The sequence below is a fragment of the Rhizobium mesosinicum genome (assembly GCF_019511345.1).
GTDB lineage: Bacteria > Pseudomonadota > Alphaproteobacteria > Rhizobiales > Rhizobiaceae > Rhizobium > Rhizobium mesosinicum.
The window spans coordinates 244,268-267,653 of record NZ_JAEUAK010000006.1; the positions used below are offsets into that span (position 1 = coordinate 244,268).

Sequence of the window (23,386 nt, forward strand, 5' to 3'; positions counted from 1 at the left end):
GGCCTAGAACGACTGGCCTATGCCGGCATAAATTCCATAATCCGTCCCACCATCGTACTTGTTCAGCGGTACGGCAAAATCAAGCCGGAGCGGGCCGAAAGGCGTTGCATAGCGGATACCGGCGCCCGCACCGGCTCTGATATCGGAAAAATCAGGTGCGATGCCGTCCGAAACCGTGCCGACATCGATAAAAGGCACGATGCCGATCGTGTCGGTGATCTTGATGCGCGCCTCGAAGGAGCCGGTCACGTAGGAGCGGCCGCCGGTCGCGTCATCGTTTTCGTTATAGGGCGAAATCTCCTGATAACCGTAACCGCGCACGGAGCCGCCGCCGCCGGCAAAGAAACGCTGGGTGGCGGGAATATTCTCGACACCGCCGCCGCCGATCAGCGTGCCGGCTGCGAGCTTGCCGGCCAGGACGATGCCGTCTTCGGCACCGAGACCGAGATAGCCTGATATCGAGCCCTGGAAAGCCGAATAGACCGTGCCGTTCATGAACTCATAGCCCGGTTTCGCCGACAGCGTGGCGTGATAGCCCCCTGTCGGATTGTATTTGTCGTCGCGGGCGTCGCGATCGTAGGTGATCGGCAGCGTGAAGGTCAGATAGTTGTTGTTGCCGAAGGCATCGTCGTCATTCTCGAAGCTCACCTCGCCGGCTGCGGAAATAGTGTCCTGATCCGTCAATTCATAGGAGAGGCCGAGCGAGGCAGTGACAAGCTTGGCGTTATAGGCATCCGGATTTTCCGTCTTCGCGACGATGCCGGCCTTCAAGGTGGCGGACGGATGGATGAAAGCCGGTTTCGTGAAGAGGATGCCGGCGGAGTAATCGAGATCGCCGAGGTCGGACGCTTCGCCGAGGCGCGAAACGGCGCCTTCGATGCGCAGCGATTCGGCCCCCCCGAACAGGTTGCGATGGCCCCAGTAGCCGTTGACGCCGAAACCGTCGATCGTCGAATATTGTGCGCCGATGCCGAGGTAGCGCCGCTTACCTTCGGAAACTTCAATCGTCATGGGCAAGGTCCCGTCGGAGGCCAGTGCGTCACCCTCGTGGATCGTCACGCTGGAGAACACGCCAAGCGCGCGCAGGCGCTCGCCCGCCTTCCTCAGCGCTACGGGCGAATAGGCTTCGCCCTTTCGCAGGCGGGAGTAGCGCTGGATGAATTCCGGCTTTACCCTTTCCTCGCCAGTCACGCCGACGTCGCCGATCGGTGCAACCGGACCACCTTCGGCAGCGAGAACGATATCGACGGTATTCTTGCTGTGGTCGGCGACCACGCGCCGTTCGGTCAGTTTGGCAAAGGGCCTTCCTTCGCTCTTCAACTGGTCGACGATTGTATCGCCGGCCTTGATGATGGCCAGCGAACCAGCCTGCTCGCCGGGCGCCAGATCGTAATCGGCGGGATTGCGGTGGGCAGCATCGCCGCCGAATTGCACTTCATTCACGGTGAAGACCGGGCCAGGGGCTATATCCACTTTGACCGGGACGGGCTTTGAGCGGTCAAAAGTCGGGTTCGGCGGCAGATCGTCTATGTTGCGGCCGTCGATGGTGATCGTCACCACACCGCCGTAGCGCGCCTTTTCGTAGAGTGTCGCGATCAGCCTGTCGCGGTCGTCGCGGGCTTTTACGACGACGCCTAGATCCCCCGAAACCGGACCGTTCTTATCGCCGACAAGACGAGAGCTTTTCTCCAGCGCCTCTTTGAGGTCGCTATCTGCCGTTCCAGTTTCCAGGTCCACGTCATAGCGCACAGGATCGGGCACCTGCAGGTTCTCGTCCTCGTCCTTGCCGAATATGGTGATGCCAAAAAGCTTGAATGCGTAAGCGTTGCCCGCGAGGACGGGTGAAAACGCAGCCGCAGCTGCGACCACCATCACGGCGCCTGCTCGATACGCAATACCAGTTTTCAGGCCCGTCCCTCTAATCCGCATCCGCCGCTTTTGGGTTACATTAAAATCAAGCTCTGCGTTGCCCAGCCGATAGCAAGCTTAGCGACAAAATCGCGCCACGTGTACCAATTTAATCTGCTGGCGCACTAATTTAGTACAAAAAAATCCCGGACGTGGGTCCGGGATTCCCATTTTTTCCATTCTGATTGCAGATATCAGCGGCAATCGTCGATGTAGCGGCGACCATACTGGTCTCGGTAATAGCATTGACCGGGCTGCTCTGCGACCCTGCCTATCAACGCACCCGAAACGCCACCGATCGCCGCACCGACTGCCGCGCCGCGCACATTGCCGGTGACTGCGCCGCCGATGATGGCGCCCGACGCCGCGCCGATACCGGCACCTTGTTGTGTGGGCGTGCAGCTTGCGATCGAAAGGCCGACCAATGCGAGTACGAGGATTTTTTTCATCTCTTCTCTCCGAGGTTTTTGGCGCCCCAGCGGGCGGATGTCGTCCCTAACCTGTTTTTTGTCAGGCTAGCCCGGAAACTATGTCGCAAGAAAGGCTTGTCCACTACCGCCGAGCTTTTTTCGTAAGGCGCGGGTTTCTTTCCACGATTAAAAGCGGATTTTTCGCCGGAATTGACGCCGATCAATTTCCCAGATCACGTCTCGCATATTTTTATCTGGAATCGTTCAAAAGTCGGCGCCTTTTGCCGCAGTTGATGTTAAATCAGTGACGTAAGGGTTGACGTCCGGTTGTCGTCTCAGCAAGAAACAGCCGTACGAACTGGAGCATATGATGGATTTCGAAGCGTTTTTCAAAAACGAGCTGGATGGGCTTCACGCTGAAGGCCGCTACCGCGTTTTTGCCGATCTGGAACGCCATCGCGGTAACTTTCCGCGTGCGACGCGCCACACGACGAACGGCGAACAGGAAGTGACCGTCTGGTGCTCCAACGATTATCTCGGGATGGGCCAGCACCCCAAGGTGATCGAGGCGATGAAGGAAGCCATCGATCACTGTGGCGCGGGTGCGGGAGGCACCCGGAATATCTCTGGCACCAACCACTACCATGTTCTGCTCGAGCAGGAGCTCGCCGATCTGCACGGCAAGGAAGCCGCGCTGACCTTCACGTCAGGCTACGTTTCCAACTGGGCAGCGCTTGGCACGCTCGGCGCCAGGATCCCCGGCCTCATCATTTTCTCCGATGCTTTCAACCATGCCTCGATGATCGAGGGTATTCGCTACGCCAAGTGCGAGAAGGTCATCTGGAAGCACAATGACGTGGCCGACCTCGAGGCCAAGCTGGCCGCTGCCGATCCCAAGGCGCCGAAGCTTATCGCCTTTGAATCCGTCTACTCGATGGACGGCGATATCGCGCCAATCAAGGAAATCTGCGATCTTGCCGACAAGTATGGCGCCATGACTTATCTCGATGAAGTGCATGCCGTTGGTATGTATGGCCCACGCGGCGGCGGCATTGCCGAGCGCGAAGGCCTGATGGACCGCGTCACCGTCATCGAAGGCACGCTTGCAAAGGCTTTTGGCGTCATGGGCGGTTATATCGCAGCTTCCGCGGCGCTCTGCGATTTCATCCGCTCTTTTGCATCGGGCTTCATCTTCACGACGTCGCTGCCGCCGGCCCTCGCTGCCGGTTCGGTCGCGTCGATCCGGCATCTGAAGGCAAGCCCATTCGAGCGGGCTCGTCATCAGGACCGTGTGCGAAAGTTGCGCACGCTGCTTGACCAGCAGGGCATTCCGCACATGCCCAACCCAAGCCATATCGTGCCGGTCATGGTCGGCGATGCCGCCAAGTGCAAGTGGATCTCGGACCTGCTGCTCGACAATTTCGGCGTCTATGTGCAGCCGATCAACTACCCGACGGTGCCGAAGAAAACCGAGCGCCTGCGCATCACGCCGACGCCGCTGCATTCGGATGCGGATATCGAGCACCTCGTCGGCGCGCTGCATTCGCTCTGGTCGCGCTGCGCGCTTGCCCGTCACGTCGCCTGATGTCACGTCGACTGATTTCTCAGGAAAATTTCTTTATCGGATGAGCCCGGCAGCCCGCTGCCGGGCTTCCTTATCTGCGGCAAAGACATCGTCCATCGTCGCGGCCGCCGGCAGATCAATGAGATCGTCCATCACTTTCTCAGTAATCTCGGCCATGGCGAGGAAGGGCAGGCGGCCCTCGATAAAGGCTTCGAGCGCGACTTCCTTGGCGCCGTTGAGCACCGCGCCCTGTACGCCGCCGCGCGTCATCGCCAGCCGGGCGAGCCGCAAAGCTGGGAAACGTTTTTCATCGGGCGCCTCGAAATCCAGCCGCGCGAGCTTGGCGAAATCCAGCCGCTCGATCGGCAGGTTCGCCCGGCGCGGGTGGGAAAGGGCATAGCCGATTGCGGTGCGCATATCCGGTGCGCCGAGCTGAGCCAGCACCGAGCCATCCGTATAGCCGACCATCGAATGGATGACCGATTGCGGATGGACAATCACCTCCACCTGCTGGGGGCGCAGGCCGAAAAGGTGCTTCGCCTCGATCATCTCCAGCGCCTTGTTGAACAGCGACGCACTATCGATGGAAATCTTCAGGCCCATCGACCACCTCGGATGGGCGCGTGCGGTTTCCACCGTGACATCGGCCATTTCCTCCAGCGAGGATGTGCGGAACGGACCGCCTGATGCCGTCAGAATGATACGTTCAACGGCATGGCGCTGGTTTTCCTCCAGCACCTGAAAGATCGCATTATGTTCGCTATCGACGGGCAAGAGCTTGCCGCCGCCTTTTTTCACCGACTCGATGAAAAGATCGCCTGCCGAGACGAGACATTCCTTGTTGGCGAGCGCGATATCGGCACCGCGGCGCGCCGCGGCAAGCGTAGGAGCAAGACCGGCCGTGCCGACGATAGCTGCCATCACCCAGTCGGCCTCGCAGTCTGCTGCCTCCATCATGCCGGATTTGCCGGCAGCGACCGCGGTGCCGCTGCCCGAAAGTTCGCTCTTCAGTGATTCGTAATGCCGGCCATCGGCGATGACGGCAAGGCGTGCGCCTGATGATCTTGCCTGCTGCGCCAGCAATTCGACATTGCCGTTGCCGGTCAGGACGGAGATTTCAAAATTTTCTCGGCCGCCCAGATGATCGATTACATTGAGCGTATTTTGGCCGATCGAGCCGGTAGAACCGAAGATACTAAGGCGCCGAGGCGCAATCATGCTCGTCATCAGAGTCGATTTCGCAAGAAATTGCATATCCGGCATCGGCTCTACAGGGGATCGGAAGTGGCAGCAAGTGTGCGATGCAGCAAATTTCAACTCCAGAGGGGTTTACATAGCTCCGCCACAGTGTGATCCTGATAACATTCCTCACGGGGATGATTATTTGCTGAGGCCGGTTACGGTCGAAAGGCAAATCCGCTGGGCGCTGATGCGTCCGACGAGCAACCGGCAATTTGCGCCACCGGCCGCGGGCCAAACCAAAACCGAAGATGGAACGGGGACTGCGTGCATGCGCCGTCCTTCATTGCGTTCGACGCGAGCGCTTCCACGTCCGCTCTGTGCCTGTCGGTGCGCGATCGATGTGCAAGTTCAAACGGTGCGACATTATGACGAAAATAAAGATTGCATGCTTTGTTTTTGCCCTTCTGCCTCTGGCTGATCCGGTATTTGCGGATGATCTGGTGATCTGGTCGCCGGTGAAGGTGTCCGCCCGTTCCTACAAAACGACGGTCGGGTTTCGCCTGCCGATGGAATGGGAGACGAGCGCCGGCGCAGATCTCGCGCTTGCCTCGAACAAGAACGGCGCACCTCTGCCGGATTCCGGCCAGGCGATGCTCTGGGGCAAGCTGCAGAAGGTTAGCGTTACGCCGGCCAGCCGTGCGCAGCAGGATGTGACGCTGCAGGTCGACACGTTGCGCGGCAGCGGTGCGCTTATGCTTAGCCGCTCGCGCAGCTGGATACTCTCCGACTCGCTCGACTTGCAGACGACACGCACGGTAAGTCTCGGTTACAACGCGGTCGATGCGCGGCAGGCGACGGTGTCGGCTTCGCAGGCGGTCAAGCTGATCTATCCGTGGACCGGCACGTCGATCTCTGCCGGCAGCAGCATCAGCGATACCGATGGCGATTTTTCCAGCACCGTTGGCGTCAACCAGAATATCCTACCCAATCTCGGACTGAGCGCGTCCGTGTCCGATCCGCTTTCGACCGGGCGGACGGGAAATGTCAATTTGAATTATCAGCTTCACTGGTAAGCGAAACCAAAGCCCCCTCAGACGCGTTTCTTCCCACCAGCAAGGAGGACAGAACGATGGTCTTCAAGGAACAAACATTTCATGGCCATCAGCCAGAAGCTGAGGCCGAATATGCCAATCGCGCGACGTTGGAAGCTGCGGTTGCAAATGCGCTGGCTGTCGCCGGTGGTATCGATGCCGCCGATGTCGAGGTTACGGCCGAAGGCGACGAGATCGTTTTGAGCGGCAGTGTCGGTACAGTCGATGAAATCGAGCGGGCAACTGTCATCGCCAGAGCAGTTGAAGGCGTACACACGGTTCGAAACCGTATTTTGCTTGCGGGTTCGATGAGCGACGTTCGGCATTAGTCACCAACCGAACATTCTACTTCTCGTATTCCGTATAACGGCATCGGCTCCATCAATGTCGGGGCTGCAGATCGGTCCTTATTGGAGGCAGACGGCGGTGGCTCGGGCGAAAGCCGCGCCCATTCCATCGTCTGCTGTAATCTCCGATGGAGCTGCGCTTCCGGCTCCCTACGCACGCAAGGGCTTCAAGCCATGGCTCAGCTGATCAGCCGAAGCGCTCGGTCAGGAAATCGGCGGGGGCTTTTTCACCGACAAGCCGATCGGTCTTCGGCGTCGTGACAGAACCTTGCGGCTGGTAGCTGATGGCGAGCAGCAGAGCGCCGGCGATTGCACAGCCAATTGCAAGCAGGGTCATTCGAATACGCATGACGGACACTCCTATTTTTCCGTTAAAACGCGAGTGAAATTCCGAAGTTCCTCATGCTCAGAACAGCAAACCTGGCTGGTCTCCAGCCAAGGTCTTCATGCCTTAGCGGCAGACACGGGTCTTTTCGATCACGATATGGCCGTGCCTATGGAAGCGTTCCGTGCGGGTAAAACAATCATGCGAAACGCGACGCGGCGGCAGGTGGCGGCGGTAGTAAGGGCGCTCCATCATGCGGTGATATCCGTATCCGTCGTTGTCGGTTGTGATGGTTACACTGGCCGCCTGGGCGGTAAGAGCACTTGCAAGAATGGTACCCGCAACACATGCGGAAGCGATGACGATATTCTTCATGACTAGCCTTCCTTTCTAAGTTCGTCAGGAGAGGAACTCGAACGAAGCGCAGTCAGTTCAATCACATAGCGTTACCAATTATGTCGATGGCAACCTTTGCCCGCCCGAAATCGTTCTCGTGTCGAAGCAGCCGGAGACATCGTAATGGGACAAATCGGAAGGGCCGTTACACTGGCCGTCGGGCTTGCCGGCGGCATGCTTTTCTCGCAGGCGCCGGAATTCGCCCAGCAATATCGCCAGCGCATCGGCGGGGCGATCGATGAGCTCAGGATCATCGTCGACGACTTCACGAAACAGGCGGCCAACCATCATCTCGATCGTCAGCAGGCACTCGAGGTCTATGCCCGTTCTACCGACGATTTCCTGCGCGATCGCGGCCTTTCGATGCGCGGTACGCTGGAGCGCTATGAGCGTCTCGTCACCCAGCAATCGGATCTCGGTGTCGCCGCGCCGATCGCAAGGCCCTTCATTCTCATGCGCAATGCCGACGAGGGGATTCTTGCCAATACATGGCGCGACTTCGTGCCGGGAGTCCCCGTCAGCTTCGCGGGCTTTGTTTGGGCTGCAATCGGGCTGGTCGGCGGATGGATCGTCGCCGTGCTGTTCGGGGCTGGCGCAAAACGCGCAGTGCGGTGGCGACCAAGTTATTGACGAAATAATGGTGATCCCGACGCGATTCGAACGCGTGACCCCCAGATTAGGAATCTGGTGCTCTATCCTGCTGAGCTACGGGACCACTTGGATGCCATGCATACAAAAGGCTTGGCAGGAAGCCAAGCCTTTTCAGTGTTTCTAATGTCGTTTCATCTCAGGCGCCGAGGCGCTGTTCGGCAAGGCGCACCCAGTAGGAAATACCGTGGGCGATTGCATCGTCGTTGAAATCGTAGGCGGGGTTATGCAGACCGGCGGTGTCGCCGTTGCCGATGAAGATGAAGGCGCCGGGGCGGGCGTTCAGCATGTAGGAGAAATCCTCGCCGCCCATCATCGGATCGACCTCAGGATTGACGTTGGCTTCGCCGGCTATGTCGCCGGCGATGGCGACGGCGTGTTCCGTTTCATCCGCATGGTTGAAGGTGACGGGGTAGTTGCGGTGGAAGTTGATATCGGCTTCAGCGCCATGGGCGGCGCAGATGCCTTCGACCACTTGGCGAAGGCGTGCTTCGGCCTGGGCACGCACCTCGTCATCCAGCGTGCGGATCGTGCCGGCGAAGGTTGCGTCATTGGGTATGACGTTATGGGCGAAGCCGGCATTGAACTTGGTGACGGAGACCACGACCGAGCGCAGCGGATTGACGCTGCGCGAGGCGATCAGTTGCAGGTTTGTGACGATCTGTGCGCCAATGGCGATCGGGTCGATCGTACGGTGCGGCTGGGCCGCATGGCCGCCGCGGCCCTTGATGGTGACGGTGAACTCGTCGGTTGCCGCCATGATGGGACCTTTGCGGGTGGCGAACTGGCCGACGGGCAGACCCGGGAGATTGTGCATGCCGTAGACCTCGTCGATGCCGAAGCGCTCCATCATGCCGTCCTTGACCATCAGGTTGCCGCCGCCGCCGCCTTCTTCGGCGGGCTGAAAGATCACAGCGACATTACCATTGAAGTTGCGGGTCTCTGCGAGGTACTTCGCTGCACCCAGCAGCATGGCCGTATGGCCATCATGACCGCAGGCGTGCATCTTGCCAGGTGTTTTCGATGCCCAAGGTTTGCCAGTGATTTCGGTGAGCGGCAGGGCATCCATATCGGCGCGCAGGCCTACCGTGCGGCTGCCTTCGCCCCTGCCCTTGATGAGGCCGACGACGCCGGTGCGGCCGATGCCGGTGACGATTTCATCGACGCCGAATTCCTTCAGCTTTTCAACCACAAAGGCAGCCGTGTTTTCGACTGCAAAGAGAAGTTCCGGCCGGGCATGGATGTGGCGGCGCCACTCTGCGACTTCGTCCTGAAGTTCGGCGGCTCTATTCAGAATCGGCATTCTTGGCTTCCTGTGAATGAAATGCGTGGGGCCTGTCTGAAAGCATCACAGGGCGTGATGCCTTGGAAATAACTTAGTCAATGACCTTTGCCATGTCATAGCCATATAGGGTAAATAGGGGAAGGTTTCGAGATAATTCCCTGAAGGACGAGCACTTGTCGACGCGCCACGATCGTTTGTTCGCCGCTTTGCGGCCCTTTTCTTTTGTAGCGACAGCAACAACGGTTCTTGTCTCGTCCGTTACACTTGCTCACGCCAATCCGCATATTCTCGTCGACGTGCAGACCGGCCGCGTGCTGGAGCATGAAGAAGCCTTCCGCAAGTGGTATCCGGCTTCGCTCACCAAGCTGATGACCGTCTATACGGTTTTCGATGCGATCCGCTCCGGCCAGATCAGTCTCGACACCCCCGTTGTCATGAGCAAGCGGGCCGCGTCCGCGCCGCCGGCTAAGATGGGTTTCAAGCCGGGCCAGAAATTCACGCTCGACAGCGCGTTGAAAATCCTGATGGTGAAGTCGGCCAATGACATCGCCGTTGCCGTTGCGGAAGCTGTCGGCGGCACCCAGGAAGCTTTCGTCGTGCGCATGAATTCCGAGGCGGCGAAGCTCGGTATGACGGATTCGCATTTCGTCAATCCGAACGGCCTGCCGGGCAACGGACAATATACGACGGCCCGCGACCTTGCGATTCTGACGGTGGCGCTGCGCCGCGACTTCCCGCAATATGCCGGCTATTTCTCGCTGGAAGGTTTTACGAACGGCAAGCAGAACGTCCCGAACATCAACATGCTGATCGGTCGCTTTGCCGGCGCCGATGGCATGAAGACCGGCTTCATCTGCGCGTCTGGCTTCAATCAGATCGGTTCTGCGACGCGTAACGGCCGTACGCTGGTGTCGGTCGTTCTCGGCACCGACAGCCTGGCGGCCCGCGCTGACGCCACCGCAAACCTGCTCCAGAAGGGCTTTACCACGCAGTTTGCGGCGAACGACACGCTGGGCTCGCTGAAGCCTTACGGCCCCGGGCAGGACCAGGTGAGTGACATCACGGCCGATATCTGCAGCGCAAAGGGCGCAAAAGTGCGTAGCGAAACGCGTGACGAGGTTGGCCGCATGAAGGTGCAGTCACCCTATATCCACGAGATGGATCATGAGCCGCAATTCGTGTTCGCGGGCCTCATTCCGGGCCAGGATACGCAGCCAGTGGCCCAGAATGACAAGTCCGACAAATCGGCCAAGGGCGATGCTGTGGAAGCGCTCGCAAATGTGCCGGTACCGCTTCCGCGGCCGGCATCCTTCTAAGGAAAAATCATGAGCACGCTTAGCCACAAGATTCCGGTCACCATCCTGACCGGCTTTCTCGGTGCCGGTAAATCGACCCTCCTGAACCGGATCCTCAAAGATCCCGCTATGAAGGATGCAGCCGTCATCATCAATGAATTCGGCGATGTCGGCATCGACCATCTGCTGGTCGAAAGCTCCGGCGATTCCATAATCGAACTCTCCGATGGCTGCCTCTGCTGCACTGTGCGCGGGGAACTGGTCGATACGCTGGCGAACCTGATGGATGCGGTGCAGACGGGACGCGTGAAGCCGGTCAGACGCGTGGTCATCGAAACCACCGGCCTTGCCGACCCGGCTCCTGTCATGCAGGCGATCATGGGCAATCCTGTCATCGCGCAGAATTTCGAGCTAGATGGTGTGGTCACTGTTGTCGATGCCGTGAATGGCCTGCAGACCCTCGACAATCACGAAGAGGCGCGCAAACAGGTGGCTGTTGCCGATCGGCTGATCGTTTCGAAGAAGAGCATAGCCGGCGACACGGATGCGCTGACGGCACGCCTGCATGGCCTCAACCCGCGCGCCGCCATCATGGATGCCGACAGCGATCAGGCAGGCTCGGCGCGTATTTTCGTCAACGGGCTTTATGATCCCGGCACAAAAATCGCCGATGTCCGCCGTTGGCTGCATGATGAGCATGAGCACGAGGGGCACCATCATCACGACCATGGCCACGATCATGATCATGGGCATCACCACCATCACGGCCATGAACATCAGGACCCACATGATGTAAACCGTCACGATGCTTCGATCCGCTCCTTCTCGATCATCGAGGAGAAGCCTATCGATCCGATGGCGCTCGAAATGTTCATCGATCTCCTGCGTTCTGCGCATGGGGAAAAGCTCTTGCGCATGAAGGCGATCATCGCAACGTCCGACCGGCCGGAGCGACCGCTGGTGTTACATGGCGTTCAGAGCATCTTTCATCCGCCGGTGCGGCTTCCAGCCTGGCCGGATCCCGAAGACCGGCGCACACGTATGGTGCTGATCACGAAGGATCTGCCGGAGGCTTTCGTGAAGGATCTTTTCGATGCGTTCGTGGGCAAGCCGCGGATCGATACGCCGGATCGGACTGCACTCAGCGACAATCCGCTCGCTATTCCGGGGATGCGTATTTAGCTGCGAAAGACCTTATCCCTTACGGATCAGGAAACGGTGGCCGCGCTCGGTCTTTTCCGTGCTGATAAGCTCGTGGCCGTCTTCATTGCAGAAATGCGGGATGTCGATGACGGCAAGCGGATCGCTGGTATCGACGAGGATCGTTGCGCCGCTCGGCATAGACGTCAGCTTCTTACGCGTCTTGATAACGGGAAGCGGGCATTTCAGCCCGCGCAGATCGTAGAGAACGGCGTCCAAGCCGATCAGTTCCTGGCCCAGAACTTCCAGAACGGCTTCTTGGTGGCGTCTGCAGTTTCCTGTGGTGCGGGCTCAGGTGCGGCATAGGCCAGCGGGTTCTGCATCGGCACTGGAATGTTTGCCGGTAGTGCTGCAGCGACGGTGGTCACCTGAGCCTGTGTGGTCGGCGTTGCGCCGTTGGCAGTCTTGGCGACAACGCTCTGGGCGGACTGCCTGGCCATCATGTCTTCGAGTTCGGCGACCTTAACCATGCGGCCGGCTTCCAGAGAAGTGCCTGTTGGAGCATAGGCCAACTCACGGCCCTTGCGCAGCTTGGCGACGACTGCCTTGCGCTCGGCTTCCGTCGGGTCATACCAGGCAAGGCCATCATACTTCTTCAGGGCCGTCTGGTACTCGGCATCGTAGGTCTTGCCGTAAGAAGCGAGAGCGGCCGTCAGCGCCGGCGGCGTCGACATGGCCGGGCACTTGCCGGCCGGATTGAAGCTGCCGCCGTCGGCTGCCTGCTGGTTGAAGACATATTTCTTCTCGCAGACATTCACTTCCGGCGGGCGCTTGGTGACTTCGAAATGGTCGTAGCCGACCTTCAGCATCTTCCAGAAATCATAGTTTGGGTCGAGGCGGTGCTTGACCATGTTCTCGGCCGTCATGCGGAAGGGGAAGGCCTGAAGCTGGACGCTTTCCTGACCGCCCTTGAAGGCGTCACGGGCGAAGGCGTAGATTTCCAGAACCTGCTGATCGGTCATGGAATAGCAGCCGGACGATGAGCAGGCACCGTGGATCATCAGGTCGCTGCCCGTGCGGCCGTTGACGGCATCATAGCGGTTCGGAAAACCGGTGTTGATCGCCAGGTAATATTTGGAATTGGGGTTCAGGTTGGCGCGGCTCAGGTTGTAGAAGCCTTCCGGCGCCTGCCGGTCGCCGGTCTTGACCTTCGGGCCCAGCTTGCCGGACCACGCACAGATCTTGTAGCCGGCGATCTTCTCGAACCGGTTGTCCGTCTTCGCCTTCCAGACTTCCAGCGCACCTTCTTCCTTGAAGATGCGGATCATGATCGGCGAGTTGCGGTCCATGCCCTTGGCCGACATGTCGGCAAGGATATGGGCGGGAAGCGGCTGCTCCACCTTGTTCTTGACCGTCGAAAGGTCGATGCCTTGAGCCGATTCCAATGCGTCATTGCAGCCGGTCAGAGCCAGCGCCATGAGCGAAACATAGGCAAAATGACGTATGCGCATTCAATCAGCCCATCAACAATGCGACCCAACCCGCTTACGGAAACCGGGCATAGCGCGGAATCATAGGCGGCTTATACTTGATAAATCCTTACCAGCCTATGACTTGCGCGGACGTGTCCTGCAAGTACAGATAACAATATTGTGGCCAAGATTTGGCCCCAATCGGCTGCGCCGGCTTGTGGGATCTACAGATTGCGGCCCATGGCGAGGAATTTCTGGCGGCGGTCGTTGCGCAACTGTTCGCCGGAGCGGGAAGCCATTTCGGCCAGCGCATTGGCGATGACGTCGCCCGTCGCGGCGATGACGCTGTCGGGATCACGGTGTGCGCCGCCGAGCGGTTCGGGGATGATGCCGTCGATGACGCCGAGCCCCTTCAGGTCCTCGGCGGTGATCTTCATGTTGGTCGCCGCTTCCTTGGCGCGGGTGGAATCGCGCCAGAGAATCGAGGCGGCACCTTCCGGCGAGATGACGCTGTAGATCGAATGTTCGAGCATGTAGACGCGATTGCCGGTGGCAATCGCGATCGCACCGCCTGAGCCCCCTTCGCCGATGATGATCGAGATCAGCGGCACCTTGACGCCAAGGCACATTTCCGTCGAACGGGCGATGGCCTCGGCCTGACCGCGCTCTTCGGCGCCGACGCCCGGATAGGCGCCTGCTGTATCGACGAGCGTGATGACAGGAAGCTGAAAGCGGTCAGCCATCTCAAGAATGCGGATCGCCTTGCGGTAGCCTTCCGGACGGGCGCTGCCGAAATTGTGCTTCAGGCGGCTCTTGGTGTCGTTGCCCTTTTCCTGACCGATAACGGCGACCGGCTGGCCGCGGAAGCGGGCAAGACCAGCCTGGATGGCAGCATCCTCGGAAAACTTGCGGTCGCCGGCAAGCGGCGTGAATTCCTGGAAGAGCGTCTTGGCATAGTCGACGAAATGCGGACGCTGCGGATGGCGCGCGACCTGCGTCTTCTGCCAGGCGTTGAGCTTCGAATAGATCTCGACGATCGCCTCGCGGACGCGAACTTCGAGCCTGCCGACTTCGTCGGAGGTGTCGATGCTTTCGTCTTCCGTCGCCAGCTTCTTAAGCTCGATGATCTTACCTTCGAGGTCGGAGATCGGCTTTTCGAAGTCGAGATAGTTGTGCATGAGGTGCGTTTCCGTTCCTTGTGCGCGGGGCAGTTTCCTGGTTCCGTCCCTTGTCGCCGGTCCTATTCGTGCTTTTTCGCCTGTTTTGCAAGGGGGTGGTGCGTGTGGACGAGTTGCTGGAGCCGTTCTTCCAGAACATGCGTATAGATTTGTGTCGTCGAAATGTCCTGATGGCCGAGAAGTTCCTGCACCACGCGCAGGTCCGCACCATTGGCCAGAAGGTGGCTCGCGAAGGCGTGTCGCATGACGTGCGGAGAGATCATCGACGGTGCGAGGCCCGCGCGGATTGCCAGATTCTTGAGATCGCGGGCGAAAACCTGTCGCGGCAGGTAACCTTCTTTCGAGGCGGCCGGGAAGAGCCAGGGGCTCTCCTGGGGCTGTTTTGATGCGGCGTTTTCAGACGCCAGCATGCGGCCGTAGGTTTTCAGCGCGGCAATTGCCGATTGGGAAAGCGGTACCAGCCGCTCCTTGTTGCCCTTGCCGCGGATCATCAGGAAACGGCCTTCCTGATCGAGAACGCGGGCGGGAAGCGAGACGAGCTCGCTGACACGCATACCGGTGGCATAGAGCAGTTCCAGCAGTGCCAGCATGCGCATGCGGTGAAGCTGACCGGCGGCAGGGTCAGCGGCCTCGGTTTCTGCCTGCGTCAGCAGCTTGGTCACTTCATCGACGCCCATCGTCTTCGGCAGGGAGCGGCCCTTCTTCGGTGCGTCGAGAATGCCGGTCGGATCGTCGGTGCGTAGGCCCTCGGCGTAGAGGAACTTGTAGAACTGGCGCATGGCGGCAAGCCTACGGGCTTGCGAGGAAGGCTTGAAACCCTGCGCGGACAGCGAGGCGAGATAGGCGCCGAGATCGCCGGATGCCGCCTCGGTCAGGCGGATGCTGCGGCCGTGCAGGAAGCAGCGCAGGTCGTCCAGATCGCGTTCGTAGGATTGCAGCGTATTGACCGCAGCACCCCGTTCGGCACTCATCATTTCCAGGAATGATTCCACATGGACGCGGCCGAGGTCCTTCATCGCGTCACTTCTTCGTGGTGTTGATGGTGCCCGTCGAGGGCGGGTTTACGCGCTCGGAAGGGATGCGGATCGTCACATCGCGTTCCTGCGGCTCCACGAAGGTGACGAGCGCCCACATCGCTCCATAGATCAGTCCGGCGATGACCGCCAGGACGGACAGGAAACGGATCAGGCTCGGCATCCGGCTACTCCTTAGAACTGCTTCTGTTATAAGAAGCATGTTTGCAAGTGCAAGAAGGCGCAGTGAGACCATGATTCCCTTGCCCGCGACTTGACGCTACACCCGCATTTGTCGATACCGTTTGCAAACAAAGTGTGAATGGACCGATGAGTGAACCCCCAGTTTCCGTTGCAGATAGCCTGAGAGATAGAGCTCGCGCCGCGCTCGGTTCACGCAATCTCATCCTCGTCGGCCTCATGGGAGCCGGAAAATCCTCGGTCGGTCGCCTCGTTGCGCAACAGCTCGGCGTTCCCTTCGTCGACAGCGATATAGAGATCGAACGCGTCTCCCGCATGACGATCACCGAGCTTTTCGCCGCTTATGGGGAAGAAGAGTTCCGGGCGCTCGAAGCTCGGGTGATGAAGCGTCTGCTGAAGGGCGGGCCGCGTGTCGTCTCTACTGGTGGCGGCGCCTTCATCAATGCCCGCACGCGCAAGCATATCAAGAAGGGCGGCCTTTCGATCTGGCTGAAAGCAGATCTCGACGTGCTCTGGGATCGGGTCAACAAGCGCGATACACGTCCGCTGCTGAAGACCGAAAACCCGAAGCAGACGCTCGAAAATCTGATGAATGCCCGCTACCCCGTTTATGCCGAGGCCGATCTCACGGTGCTTTCGCGCGACGTGCGCAAGGAAGTCATGGCCGATGAAGTGCTGAGAGCCGTGGTCGAGGCCCAGAAGGAAAGTGCAGTATCATGAACACGATCGCGTCAGCTTCCGCCGTCCGCAAGGTGCATGTGCCACTTGGCGAGCGAGCCTATGATATCATGATCGGGCCGGGGCTCATCGCCCGCGCCGGCAGTGAGATCGCCTCGCGGATCAAGGGCCGCAAGGCCGCTGTTATCACCGACGAGCATGTGGCACCGCTTTATCTCGATGCCTTGAAGGCGAGCCTCGATGCTGCCGGCATCGCCTCGGCTGATGTCGTGCTGCCGGCCGGCGAGAAGACCAAGAGTTTCGAGCATTTGATCAATGTCTGTGACAAGGTTCTGGAAGCCCGCGTCGAACGCAACGACTACGTCATCGCGCTTGGTGGCGGCGTCATCGGCGACCTCTCGGGTTTTGCCGCCGGCATCGTCAGGCGCGGTGTGCGTTTTGTACAGGTGCCGACCTCGTTGCTCTCCCAGGTTGATTCCTCCGTCGGCGGCAAGACCGGCATCAATAGCCGCCACGGCAAGAACCTCATCGGTGTCTTCCATCAGCCGGATCTGGTTCTTGCCGATACCGATGTCCTGAATTCCCTGAGCGAACGCGAATTCCGCGCCGGCTATGCCGAAGTCGCCAAATACGGACTGATTGACAAGCCGGATTTCTTCGCCTGGCTGGAGAACAACTGGCAGGCAGTCTTTGCCGGCGGTTCTGCTCGTATCGAAGCGATTGCGGTGAGTTGCCAGGCCAAGGCGGATGTCGTGGTTGCCGACGAGCGGGAAAACGGCCAGCGGGCGCTGCTCAATCTCGGCCACACCTTCGGCCATGCGCTGGAGGCCGCGACCGCCTATGACAGCAGCCGGCTGGTCCATGGTGAAGGCGTTTCGATCGGCATGGTGCTGGCGCATGAATTTTCGGCGCGCATGAACCTTGCAAGCCCCGACGATGCCCGCCGTGTCGAGGCGCACCTGAAGGCGGTCGGCCTGCCGACACGCATGTCGGAAATCCCGGGCACCCTGCCGCCCGCCGAAATGCTGATGGATGCGATCGCTCAGGACAAGAAGGTCAAGGGCGGTAAGCTCACCTTCATTCTCACCCGCGGCATCGGCCGGTCATTCGTCGCCGATGACGTGCCGGCTTCCGAAGTAATCAGCTTTCTCAAGGAAAAACATCCCTGATGTCAGTCGAGGGCACCCTGGCGTTTTTGTCGGTCTACTGGCCGGAGATCCTTTCGATCGTGGCTCTGGTGTTGATGTCTGCCTTCTTCTCGGGATCCGAGACGGCGCTGACCGCGGTTTCGAGAAGCCGGATCCATACGCTGGAAGCCAATGGCGACGAACGCGCCGGTCTTGTCAGAACCCTCATCGAGCGCCGTGACCGGCTGATCGGTGCGCTGCTGATCGGCAACAACCTCGCCAACATCCTGTCGTCGTCGTTGGCGACAAGCGTATTTCTGGGGATCTTCGGCAATTCCGGCGTGGCGCTGGCAACGCTTGCCATGACCATCATCCTCGTGATCTTCGCGGAGGTCTTACCAAAGAGCTGGGCGATCTCCACGCCCGAGCGTTTTGCGCTCAGTGTTGCAATACCGACGCGTCTCTTCGTTGCCGTCGTCGGCCCGATTTCTTCCTTCGTCAATGCGATCGTCCGCCGGATTCTCGGCCTCTTCGGTATCAACCTGTCGCGTGAAGTCTCGATGCTGTCGGCACATGAAGAGCTGCGCGGCGCGGTCGACCTGCTGCATCGCGAAGGCTCGGTCGTGAAGGCCGACCGCGACCGTCTCGGCGGCGTACTCGATCTCGGCGAACTCGAGCTTTCCGACATCATGGTTCATCGCACCGCAATGCGGGCGATCAATGCCGACGATCCGCCCGAGGCGGTGGTGCGGGCGATCCTCGAAAGTCCCTATACGCGCATGCCGCTCTGGCGCGGTACGATCGACAATATCATCGGCGTTGTGCACGCCAAGGATCTGCTCAGGGCGCTGGCCGAGCCGAACATGGAGCCGCAGCAGCTCGATATCGTCAAGATCGCCCAGAAGCCTTGGTTCGTGCCCGATAGCACCAATCTCGAAGACCAGCTCAATGCCTTTCTGCGCCGCAAACAGCATTTCGCCGTCGTCGTCGACGAATATGGTGAGGTGCAGGGCATCGTGACGCTCGAGGATATTCTCGAAGAGATCGTCGGCGACATCTCGGACGAGCATGATATCGACATGCAGGGCGTACGACAGGAGGCCGATGGTTCCATCGTCGTCGATGGTGGCGTGCCGATCCGCGATCTCAATCGTGCGCTGGACTGGAACCTGCCGGACGAGGAAGCCACGACGATTGCCGGTCTCGTCATCCATGAATCGATGACCATTCCCGAAGAGCGGCAGGCCTTTACCTTCTACGGCAAGCGCTTCGTCGTCATGAAGCGGGAGAAAAACCGCATCACCAAGCTGCGTATCCGTCCCGCCGAGGAAGATGAGACTAAAGCCACCTGACTAAGATTTCCGTTACCGGCGCCATTTCCGTGCACCGCCCCATCCTACAGGATCTGACATGTTCGACATTTTCTGGCGATCCGTCGCCATCGGCCTCGGGGCGACAGTCCTCATGGATATCTGGGCGATCCTGCTCGCAAAGCTCGGCGTGACGCCGGCGCCCAACTGGGCGCCGGCCGGCCGCTGGTTCTGGCACCTCGGCAAGGGTAAGGTCTTTCACGATAGTATCGCTGATGCCGCGCCCTATGCCAACGAGCTGGCGCTCGGCTGGATCGGCCACTATGTGGTCGGAATCCTCTACGGCATCCTGTTGGCGATCTTCGTTGGTCCGGCGTGGTTTGCTGCGCCGACTTTCCTGCCGGCCTGGATTCTCGGCATCGTCACCGTCGGCGCGGGCTGGTTTCTGATGCAGCCTGGCCTCGGCCTTGGGTGGGCGGCTTCGAAGACGCCGAACCCTACCAAAGTTCGCGTGCTCAATTTGCTGGCCCACACAGTGTTCGGTTTCGGGCTCTACGCGACCGCACTGATTATTCGCTGAGGATTACCAGCGCGTCGGTTCGCCAGGCGCTGCCGGCTCGACGGCCAATGCGTGAAGCCCGGCATCCAGCTCGGGCTTCAAGAGGTCTGTGATCGCCCTATGCCGTTGCAGCCGAGACATGCCGACGAATTTTGCGGAGACGATTCGAACGCGCATATGTGTCTCGCCCGCGCCTGTGATGTCTGGCTGGTGGCCGGCATGCAGATGACTCTCGTTAATGACGGAAAGGCGTTCGGGTGCGAAAGTCGCCTTGAGCTTCTCTTCGATGCTGGTCTGGAGTGTCATCGCCGGTCTTCTGAGTTCACGAAAAAGGTTCCCACCAAGCCAGCAACATTCGTGTTTGTCAATTCTTGTTGTCGTCAGTCAGCAGCCCCATAATTAGCGCCGCCATGAGACTTGATTCCAAATATTTCGATCGCATCCGAACGCGCCGCAGGCGAGAGCAGGAGCCTGAACAGGCGCCTCCAAGCTGTCAGTGGGACGGCTGCGACAAAAAAGGCACGCATCGCGCTCCTGTGGGACGCAATGCGGAAGGCCAGTTCTTTCTGTTCTGTTTCGAGCACGTCAAGGACTACAACAAAGGATACAATTATTTCTCCGGCCTCTCGGACGGCGAAATCGCGCGCTATCAGAAGGAGGCGATAACAGGTCATCGCCCTACCTGGACTGTCGGCGTCAACAAGGATGCCAAGAACTCCCCGCTGCATGCCGAAGTTCGCTCCGGCGCCTATTCACGCGTACGTGATCCGTTCGGATTCGTGAAGGAAGGTGGCGGCAAGGGCAGCGGCCCGCGCTTTCCGCAGGCCCGCAAGCTGAAATCGCTGGAGGCTAAGGCTTTCGATACGATGGGACTTGCAGCGAACGCCACCTCGGCGGAGATCAAGAGCAAGTACAAGGAACTGGTCAAGAAGCATCACCCCGATGCGAATGGCGGCGATCGCGGCTCTGAAGAGCGTTTCCGCGCGGTCATCCAGGCCTATCAATTATTGAAGCAGAACGGTTTTTGTTAATTCCCGTCCTTGCTCTTAAGCTTCAATCGGGTATGGTCCACATCGGCTGAGGCCGCAGGCAACCGCGGCATATATATTTGTGCGTTTTCCCGACATCGCCTCTGCCGACCTTCCGGACGCGGCGTTTCTTGTCCGGGACTCTTTCAAGAATGCTCGCCAGCGGTCATTATCCCGCCGAGGTTTCGTTTCAGTCCCGGAGAAGTATCGCCGACGTTCCGACCCTTGGAGAACGCGGAAAAGATACTGCGGCGCCATGGTCGCGCAATGGCTGAGATAGTGTGGTCGGGTGACCGTCACCCGCCTTGGAGACATGATGAGCAAGATTGACCTTGATATTTCCGAACTGCCCGACACCACCGTTTCGGTCCGGGAGGTCTTCGGCATCGATTCCGACATTCGTGTGCCCGCCTACAGCAAGGGCGACGCCTATGTTCCGGATCTCGATCCCGACTATCTCTTCGACCGTGAGACGACGCTCGCGATCCTCGCCGGCTTTGCCCACAACCGACGCGTGATGATCTCCGGCTACCACGGCACGGGTAAGTCTTCGCATATCGAGCAGGTTGCCGCCCGCCTCAACTGGCCGTGCGTGCGTATCAACCTCGACAGCCATGTCAGCCGTATCGATCTCGTCGGCAAGGATGCGATCGTCGTCAAGGACGGGCTTCAGGTCACCGAATTCAAGGACGGCATCCTGCCCTGGGCCTACCAGCACAATGTCGCGCTCGTCTTCGACGAATATGATGCTGGCCGCCCGGACGTGATGTTCGTCATTCAGCGGGTGCTGGAATCCTCCGGCCGCCTGACGCTGCTCGACCAGAGCCGTGTCATCCGTCCTCACCCGGCCTTCCGCCTGTTTGCGACCGCTAACACCATCGGTCTTGGGGATACGACAGGCCTCTATCATGGCACGCAGCAGATCAACCAGGCACAGATGGACCGCTGGTCGATTGTCTCGACGCTGAATTATCTGCCGCACAACCACGAAGTGAATATCGTCGCCGCCAAGGTGAAGAGCTTCGGCAAGGACAAGGAAGGCCGCGATACGGTTTCCAAGATGGTTCGTGTTGCCGATCTCACGCGCGCTTCGTTCATGAACGGTGATCTTTCCACGGTCATGAGTCCGCGTACCGTCATCACCTGGGCCGAGAATGCCGAGATTTTCGGCGATATCGCCTTCGCCTTCCGGGTCACCTTCCTCAACAAGTGCGATGAGCTGGAGCGTCCTCTGGTGGCCGAGCACTATCAGCGCGCCTTCGGCGTGGAACTGAAGGAAAGCGCTGCCAACATCGTGCTGGGGGCTTAAGGCCAGTCGATCATGGCATCTCGTGGTGACAATTCGAAAGCAAAGCCTGGTGCGCCCGTCGATGTCGAGCCGTTGCGGCGGGCGATAACGGGGTGCGTGCGCGCGATCGCGGGCGATGACCAGGTCGAGGTAGCCTTCGCCAATGAGCGTCCCGGCATGACGGGCGAGCGTATCCGTCTGCCGGAACTTTCCAAGCGCCCGACGGCGCATGAGCTGGCGGTGACGCGCGGGCTCGGCGATTCGATGGCACTGCGTATTGCCTGTCACGACGAGAAGGTCCATTCCAGCATGGCGCCGCAAGGCTCCGATGCCCGGGCGATCTTCGATGCCGTCGAGCAGGCGCGCGTAGAATCGATCGGTTCGCTGCGGATGGAAGGCATGGCCGCCAACCTGCGTTCGATGACAGAGGAGAAATACGCCAAGGCGAATTTCACCGGCATCGAACGGCAGGAAGACGCGCCGGTCGGCGAAGCCGTTGCGATGATGGTGCGCGAGAAGCTCACCGGTCAGAAACCGCCGGCTTCCGCCGGAAAGGTTCTCGATCTCTGGCGGTCCTTCATCGAAGAGAAGGCGGGCAGCGAGCTCGATAATCTCTCCGGTGTCATCAACGACCAGCAGGCTTTCTCGAAGGTCATCCGCAACATGCTATCGGCTATGGAAATGGCCGAGGAATATGGCGATGACGACAGCAACCCCGATTCCGATGACCAGTCAAACGAGGACGATCAGCCGACCGGCGACGAGCAGAACGAGGATGAGGTCGATGAGGATGCCGGCAGCGATGCCGCACCGGTCGAAGACAGCGAAGTCGCTGACGAGCAGATGGAGGACGGCGAAACCGAAGGCGCCGAAATCTCCGACGACGACATGATGGAAGAAGGCGACGACGATTCGGAGACGCCTGGCGAAACCCGCCGCCCGAACACGCCGTTTGCCGATTTCAATGAAAAGGTCGATTACCACGTCTATACGGAGGAATTCGACGAGATCATCACGGCCGAAGAGCTCTGCGATGCCGCCGAACTCGAGCGCCTGCGCGCTTTCCTCGACAAGCAGCTGGCGCATCTGCAAGGTGCTGTCGGTCGTCTCGCCAACCGCCTGCAGCGCAAGCTGATGGCACAGCAGAACCGTTCCTGGGATTTCGATCTCGAGGAAGGTTATCTCGATACGGCCCGCCTGCAGCGCATCATCATCGATCCGACGCAGCCGCTTTCCTTCAAGATGGAGCGCGATACGCAGTTCCGCGATACGGTCGTGACATTGCTGATCGACAATTCCGGCTCCATGCGCGGCCGCCCGATCACTGTTGCCGCGACCTGCGCCGATATCCTGGCGCGCACGCTGGAGCGCTGCGGCGTCAAGGTGGAAATCCTCGGCTTCACGACGAAGGCCTGGAAGGGCGGTCAGGCACGCGAGAACTGGCTTGCCAACGGCAAGCCGCAGACGCCAGGCCGTCTCAACGACCTGCGTCACATCGTCTACAAGTCGGCCGATGCCCCATGGCGGCGCGCGCGCACCAATCTCGGCCTGATGATGCGCGAGGGCCTGCTCAAGGAAAACATCGATGGCGAGGCGCTGATCTGGGCGCATAACCGGCTGCTGGCGCGGCGTGAGCAGCGCCGCATCCTGATGATGATTTCGGATGGCGCGCCGGTCGATGATTCCACGCTTTCGGTCAATCCAGGCAATTATCTGGAGCGGCATCTGCGCGCCGTGATCGAGCAGATCGAGACGCGTTCTCCGGTCGAGCTTCTGGCAATCGGCATCGGTCACGATGTGACGCGCTATTATCGCCGTGCCGTGACGATCGTCGATGCAGACGAGCTTGCCGGCGCAATGACGGAGCAGCTTGCCGGGTTGTTCGAGGATCATGCCGCGCAGCCGCGCGGTGGCCGCCTGCGCCGCGCTGGCTGATACAGT

General features: G+C 59.8%; 25 protein-coding genes and 1 tRNA gene. 13 read left to right on the forward strand and 13 right to left on the reverse strand.

Annotation, left to right across the window (positions count from 1 at the left end):
• Positions 1 to 3: 3 nt before the first annotated feature.
• Both JNB85_RS18085 and JNB85_RS18090 read right to left on the reverse strand, forming a co-directional pair.
• On the reverse strand, positions 4 to 1,929 hold the full coding sequence (locus JNB85_RS18085; RefSeq protein ID WP_220335699.1) for an autotransporter assembly complex protein TamA: 1,926 nt from the start codon (positions 1,927 to 1,929) through the stop codon (positions 4 to 6).
• Between the two features lie 173 nt (positions 1,930 to 2,102).
• Positions 2,103 to 2,357 carry a YMGG-like glycine zipper-containing protein gene (locus tag JNB85_RS18090; RefSeq protein WP_183749516.1) on the reverse strand — a complete coding sequence of 85 codons (255 nt, stop codon included), beginning with the start codon at positions 2,355 to 2,357 and terminating at the stop codon, positions 2,103 to 2,105.
• Positions 2,358 to 2,688: 331 nt separating this feature from the next.
• On the opposite strand from JNB85_RS18090, the gene hemA reads away from it, so the two are divergent.
• Entirely contained in the window at positions 2,689 to 3,903 is a 1,215-nt protein-coding gene (hemA, locus tag JNB85_RS18095; RefSeq protein WP_220335700.1) for a 5-aminolevulinate synthase, read from the forward strand.
• A 33-nt stretch (positions 3,904 to 3,936) separates the two neighbouring features.
• Here hemA and dxr read toward each other — a convergent pair whose 3' ends face one another.
• Positions 3,937 to 5,112: a 1-deoxy-D-xylulose-5-phosphate reductoisomerase gene (dxr, locus tag JNB85_RS18100; RefSeq protein WP_220335786.1), complete on the reverse strand. Its 1,176-nt coding sequence runs from the start codon at positions 5,110 to 5,112 to the stop codon at positions 3,937 to 3,939.
• Between the two features lie 377 nt (positions 5,113 to 5,489).
• Between dxr and JNB85_RS18105 the strand changes: the two genes are divergently transcribed.
• Entirely contained in the window at positions 5,490 to 6,137 is a 648-nt protein-coding gene (locus JNB85_RS18105; protein WP_220335701.1) for a hypothetical protein, read from the forward strand.
• A gap of 56 nt (positions 6,138 to 6,193) precedes the next feature.
• Positions 6,194 to 6,484 carry a BON domain-containing protein gene (locus tag JNB85_RS18110; RefSeq protein WP_183828664.1) on the forward strand — a complete coding sequence of 97 codons (291 nt, stop codon included), beginning with the start codon at positions 6,194 to 6,196 and terminating at the stop codon, positions 6,482 to 6,484.
• 205 nt (positions 6,485 to 6,689) lie between these two features.
• Here the strand turns inward: JNB85_RS18110 and JNB85_RS18115 are convergent, their stop codons facing one another.
• Positions 6,690 to 6,851, reverse strand: a complete 162-nt coding sequence (locus JNB85_RS18115) for a hypothetical protein (protein ID WP_220335702.1) — start codon at positions 6,849 to 6,851, stop codon at positions 6,690 to 6,692.
• 102 nt (positions 6,852 to 6,953) lie between these two features.
• Positions 6,954 to 7,202 carry a hypothetical protein gene (locus JNB85_RS18120; protein ID WP_220335703.1) on the reverse strand — a complete coding sequence of 83 codons (249 nt, stop codon included), beginning with the start codon at positions 7,200 to 7,202 and terminating at the stop codon, positions 6,954 to 6,956.
• A 144-nt stretch (positions 7,203 to 7,346) separates the two neighbouring features.
• On the opposite strand from JNB85_RS18120, the gene JNB85_RS18125 reads away from it, so the two are divergent.
• Entirely contained in the window at positions 7,347 to 7,853 is a 507-nt protein-coding gene (locus JNB85_RS18125) for a DUF2937 family protein (protein WP_220335704.1), read from the forward strand.
• An 8-nt stretch (positions 7,854 to 7,861) separates the two neighbouring features.
• Here JNB85_RS18125 and JNB85_RS18130 read toward each other — a convergent pair.
• Positions 7,862 to 7,938: transfer RNA gene (locus tag JNB85_RS18130), tRNA-Arg, on the reverse strand.
• A 72-nt stretch (positions 7,939 to 8,010) separates the two neighbouring features.
• Positions 8,011 to 9,174, reverse strand: a complete 1,164-nt coding sequence (locus JNB85_RS18135) for a M20 aminoacylase family protein (RefSeq protein ID WP_220335705.1) — start codon at positions 9,172 to 9,174, stop codon at positions 8,011 to 8,013.
• Between the two features lie 155 nt (positions 9,175 to 9,329).
• Between JNB85_RS18135 and JNB85_RS18140 the strand changes: the two genes are divergently transcribed.
• Together JNB85_RS18140 and JNB85_RS18145 are read left to right on the forward strand one after the other, a co-directional pair.
• Positions 9,330 to 10,472, forward strand: a complete 1,143-nt coding sequence (locus JNB85_RS18140; protein WP_220335706.1) for a D-alanyl-D-alanine carboxypeptidase family protein — start codon at positions 9,330 to 9,332, stop codon at positions 10,470 to 10,472.
• A 9-nt stretch (positions 10,473 to 10,481) separates the two neighbouring features.
• Positions 10,482 to 11,633, forward strand: coding sequence for a CobW family GTP-binding protein (locus JNB85_RS18145; protein WP_220335707.1), 1,152 nt, complete (start codon positions 10,482 to 10,484; stop codon positions 11,631 to 11,633).
• Between the two features lie 12 nt (positions 11,634 to 11,645).
• Here JNB85_RS18145 and JNB85_RS18150 read toward each other — a convergent pair whose 3' ends face one another.
• The 5 genes from JNB85_RS18150 to JNB85_RS18170 form a co-directional block, all read right to left on the reverse strand.
• Positions 11,646 to 11,870 carry a sulfurtransferase TusA family protein gene (locus JNB85_RS18150; protein ID WP_220335708.1) on the reverse strand — a complete coding sequence of 75 codons (225 nt, stop codon included), beginning with the start codon at positions 11,868 to 11,870 and terminating at the stop codon, positions 11,646 to 11,648.
• A 5-nt stretch (positions 11,871 to 11,875) separates the two neighbouring features.
• Positions 11,876 to 13,102: a L,D-transpeptidase family protein gene (locus JNB85_RS18155; RefSeq protein ID WP_220335709.1), complete on the reverse strand. Its 1,227-nt coding sequence runs from the start codon at positions 13,100 to 13,102 to the stop codon at positions 11,876 to 11,878.
• Between the two features lie 185 nt (positions 13,103 to 13,287).
• Positions 13,288 to 14,241, reverse strand: a complete 954-nt coding sequence (locus JNB85_RS18160) for an acetyl-CoA carboxylase carboxyltransferase subunit alpha (RefSeq protein WP_220335710.1) — start codon at positions 14,239 to 14,241, stop codon at positions 13,288 to 13,290.
• A gap of 62 nt (positions 14,242 to 14,303) precedes the next feature.
• Positions 14,304 to 15,257, reverse strand: coding sequence for a site-specific tyrosine recombinase XerD (gene xerD, locus JNB85_RS18165; RefSeq protein ID WP_220335711.1), 954 nt, complete (start codon positions 15,255 to 15,257; stop codon positions 14,304 to 14,306).
• Between the two features lie 4 nt (positions 15,258 to 15,261).
• Positions 15,262 to 15,438, reverse strand: coding sequence for a hypothetical protein (locus JNB85_RS18170; RefSeq protein WP_007822234.1), 177 nt, complete (start codon positions 15,436 to 15,438; stop codon positions 15,262 to 15,264).
• A 146-nt stretch (positions 15,439 to 15,584) separates the two neighbouring features.
• Between JNB85_RS18170 and JNB85_RS18175 the strand changes: the two genes are divergently transcribed.
• Genes JNB85_RS18175 through JNB85_RS18190 form a run of 4 tightly spaced genes read left to right on the forward strand, consistent with a single transcriptional unit; the run spans position 15,585 to position 19,150 of the window.
• Entirely contained in the window at positions 15,585 to 16,175 is a 591-nt protein-coding gene (locus JNB85_RS18175) for a shikimate kinase (RefSeq protein WP_220335712.1), read from the forward strand.
• Complete coding sequence (gene aroB, locus JNB85_RS18180; protein ID WP_220335713.1) at positions 16,172 to 17,302, forward strand: 3-dehydroquinate synthase; 1,131 nt, start codon at positions 16,172 to 16,174, stop codon at positions 17,300 to 17,302. Before JNB85_RS18175 ends, aroB begins: the two co-directional genes overlap by 4 nt.
• Entirely contained in the window at positions 17,302 to 18,612 is a 1,311-nt protein-coding gene (locus JNB85_RS18185) for an HlyC/CorC family transporter (protein ID WP_220335714.1), read from the forward strand. The genes aroB and JNB85_RS18185 overlap by 1 nt, the downstream gene beginning before the upstream one ends.
• A gap of 58 nt (positions 18,613 to 18,670) precedes the next feature.
• The gene (locus tag JNB85_RS18190) at positions 18,671 to 19,150 is read left to right on the forward strand and encodes a DUF2938 domain-containing protein (protein ID WP_220335715.1); all 480 of its coding nucleotides are present in this window, start codon (positions 18,671 to 18,673) and stop codon (positions 19,148 to 19,150) included.
• Positions 19,151 to 19,153: 3 nt separating this feature from the next.
• Here the strand turns inward: JNB85_RS18190 and JNB85_RS18195 are convergent, their stop codons facing one another.
• Entirely contained in the window at positions 19,154 to 19,435 is a 282-nt protein-coding gene (locus JNB85_RS18195; protein WP_112545555.1) for a BolA family protein, read from the reverse strand.
• Positions 19,436 to 19,539: 104 nt separating this feature from the next.
• On the opposite strand from JNB85_RS18195, the gene JNB85_RS18200 reads away from it, so the two are divergent.
• The 3 genes from JNB85_RS18200 to cobT all read left to right on the forward strand — a co-directional run bounded on the left by JNB85_RS18200 (position 19,540) and on the right by cobT (position 23,380).
• On the forward strand, positions 19,540 to 20,160 hold the full coding sequence (locus tag JNB85_RS18200) for a J domain-containing protein (RefSeq protein WP_007822228.1): 621 nt from the start codon (positions 19,540 to 19,542) through the stop codon (positions 20,158 to 20,160).
• Between the two features lie 313 nt (positions 20,161 to 20,473).
• Entirely contained in the window at positions 20,474 to 21,466 is a 993-nt protein-coding gene (gene cobS / locus JNB85_RS18205) for a cobaltochelatase subunit CobS (protein ID WP_220335716.1), read from the forward strand.
• A 12-nt stretch (positions 21,467 to 21,478) separates the two neighbouring features.
• Complete coding sequence (gene cobT, locus JNB85_RS18210; protein WP_220335717.1) at positions 21,479 to 23,380, forward strand: cobaltochelatase subunit CobT; 1,902 nt, start codon at positions 21,479 to 21,481, stop codon at positions 23,378 to 23,380.
• Positions 23,381 to 23,386: the final 6 nt, after the last annotated feature.

Excerpts from the sequence above, each read along its gene's own strand:
- JNB85_RS18145 (WP_220335707.1), top strand. The coding sequence starts at position 10,482 with ATGAGCACGCTTAGCCACAAGATTCCGGTCACCATCCTGACCGGCTTT.
- JNB85_RS18125 (WP_220335704.1), top strand. The coding sequence starts at position 7,347 with ATGGGACAAATCGGAAGGGCCGTTACACTGGCCGTCGGGCTTGCCGGC.
- hemA (WP_220335700.1), top strand. The coding sequence starts at position 2,689 with ATGGATTTCGAAGCGTTTTTCAAAAACGAGCTGGATGGGCTTCACGCT.
- JNB85_RS18170 (WP_007822234.1), bottom strand. The coding sequence starts at position 15,438 with ATGCCGAGCCTGATCCGTTTCCTGTCCGTCCTGGCGGTCATCGCCGGA.
- JNB85_RS18160 (WP_220335710.1), bottom strand. The coding sequence starts at position 14,241 with ATGCACAACTATCTCGACTTCGAAAAGCCGATCTCCGACCTCGAAGGT.
- JNB85_RS18185 (WP_220335714.1), top strand. The coding sequence starts at position 17,302 with ATGTCAGTCGAGGGCACCCTGGCGTTTTTGTCGGTCTACTGGCCGGAG.
- JNB85_RS18105 (WP_220335701.1), top strand. The coding sequence starts at position 5,490 with ATGACGAAAATAAAGATTGCATGCTTTGTTTTTGCCCTTCTGCCTCTG.
- xerD (WP_220335711.1), bottom strand. The coding sequence starts at position 15,257 with ATGAAGGACCTCGGCCGCGTCCATGTGGAATCATTCCTGGAAATGATG.
- cobT (WP_220335717.1), top strand. The coding sequence starts at position 21,479 with ATGGCATCTCGTGGTGACAATTCGAAAGCAAAGCCTGGTGCGCCCGTC.
- JNB85_RS18115 (WP_220335702.1), bottom strand. The coding sequence starts at position 6,851 with ATGCGTATTCGAATGACCCTGCTTGCAATTGGCTGTGCAATCGCCGGC.
- JNB85_RS18085 (WP_220335699.1), bottom strand. The coding sequence starts at position 1,929 with ATGCGGATTAGAGGGACGGGCCTGAAAACTGGTATTGCGTATCGAGCA.
- JNB85_RS18090 (WP_183749516.1), bottom strand. The coding sequence starts at position 2,357 with ATGAAAAAAATCCTCGTACTCGCATTGGTCGGCCTTTCGATCGCAAGC.
- aroB (WP_220335713.1), top strand. The coding sequence starts at position 16,172 with ATGAACACGATCGCGTCAGCTTCCGCCGTCCGCAAGGTGCATGTGCCA.
- JNB85_RS18200 (WP_007822228.1), top strand. The coding sequence starts at position 19,540 with ATGAGACTTGATTCCAAATATTTCGATCGCATCCGAACGCGCCGCAGG.
- JNB85_RS18195 (WP_112545555.1), bottom strand. The coding sequence starts at position 19,435 with ATGACACTCCAGACCAGCATCGAAGAGAAGCTCAAGGCGACTTTCGCA.
- cobS (WP_220335716.1), top strand. The coding sequence starts at position 20,474 with ATGAGCAAGATTGACCTTGATATTTCCGAACTGCCCGACACCACCGTT.
- JNB85_RS18190 (WP_220335715.1), top strand. The coding sequence starts at position 18,671 with ATGTTCGACATTTTCTGGCGATCCGTCGCCATCGGCCTCGGGGCGACA.
- JNB85_RS18175 (WP_220335712.1), top strand. The coding sequence starts at position 15,585 with ATGAGTGAACCCCCAGTTTCCGTTGCAGATAGCCTGAGAGATAGAGCT.
- JNB85_RS18120 (WP_220335703.1), bottom strand. The coding sequence starts at position 7,202 with ATGAAGAATATCGTCATCGCTTCCGCATGTGTTGCGGGTACCATTCTT.
- JNB85_RS18155 (WP_220335709.1), bottom strand. The coding sequence starts at position 13,102 with ATGCGCATACGTCATTTTGCCTATGTTTCGCTCATGGCGCTGGCTCTG.
- JNB85_RS18135 (WP_220335705.1), bottom strand. The coding sequence starts at position 9,174 with ATGCCGATTCTGAATAGAGCCGCCGAACTTCAGGACGAAGTCGCAGAG.
- JNB85_RS18110 (WP_183828664.1), top strand. The coding sequence starts at position 6,194 with ATGGTCTTCAAGGAACAAACATTTCATGGCCATCAGCCAGAAGCTGAG.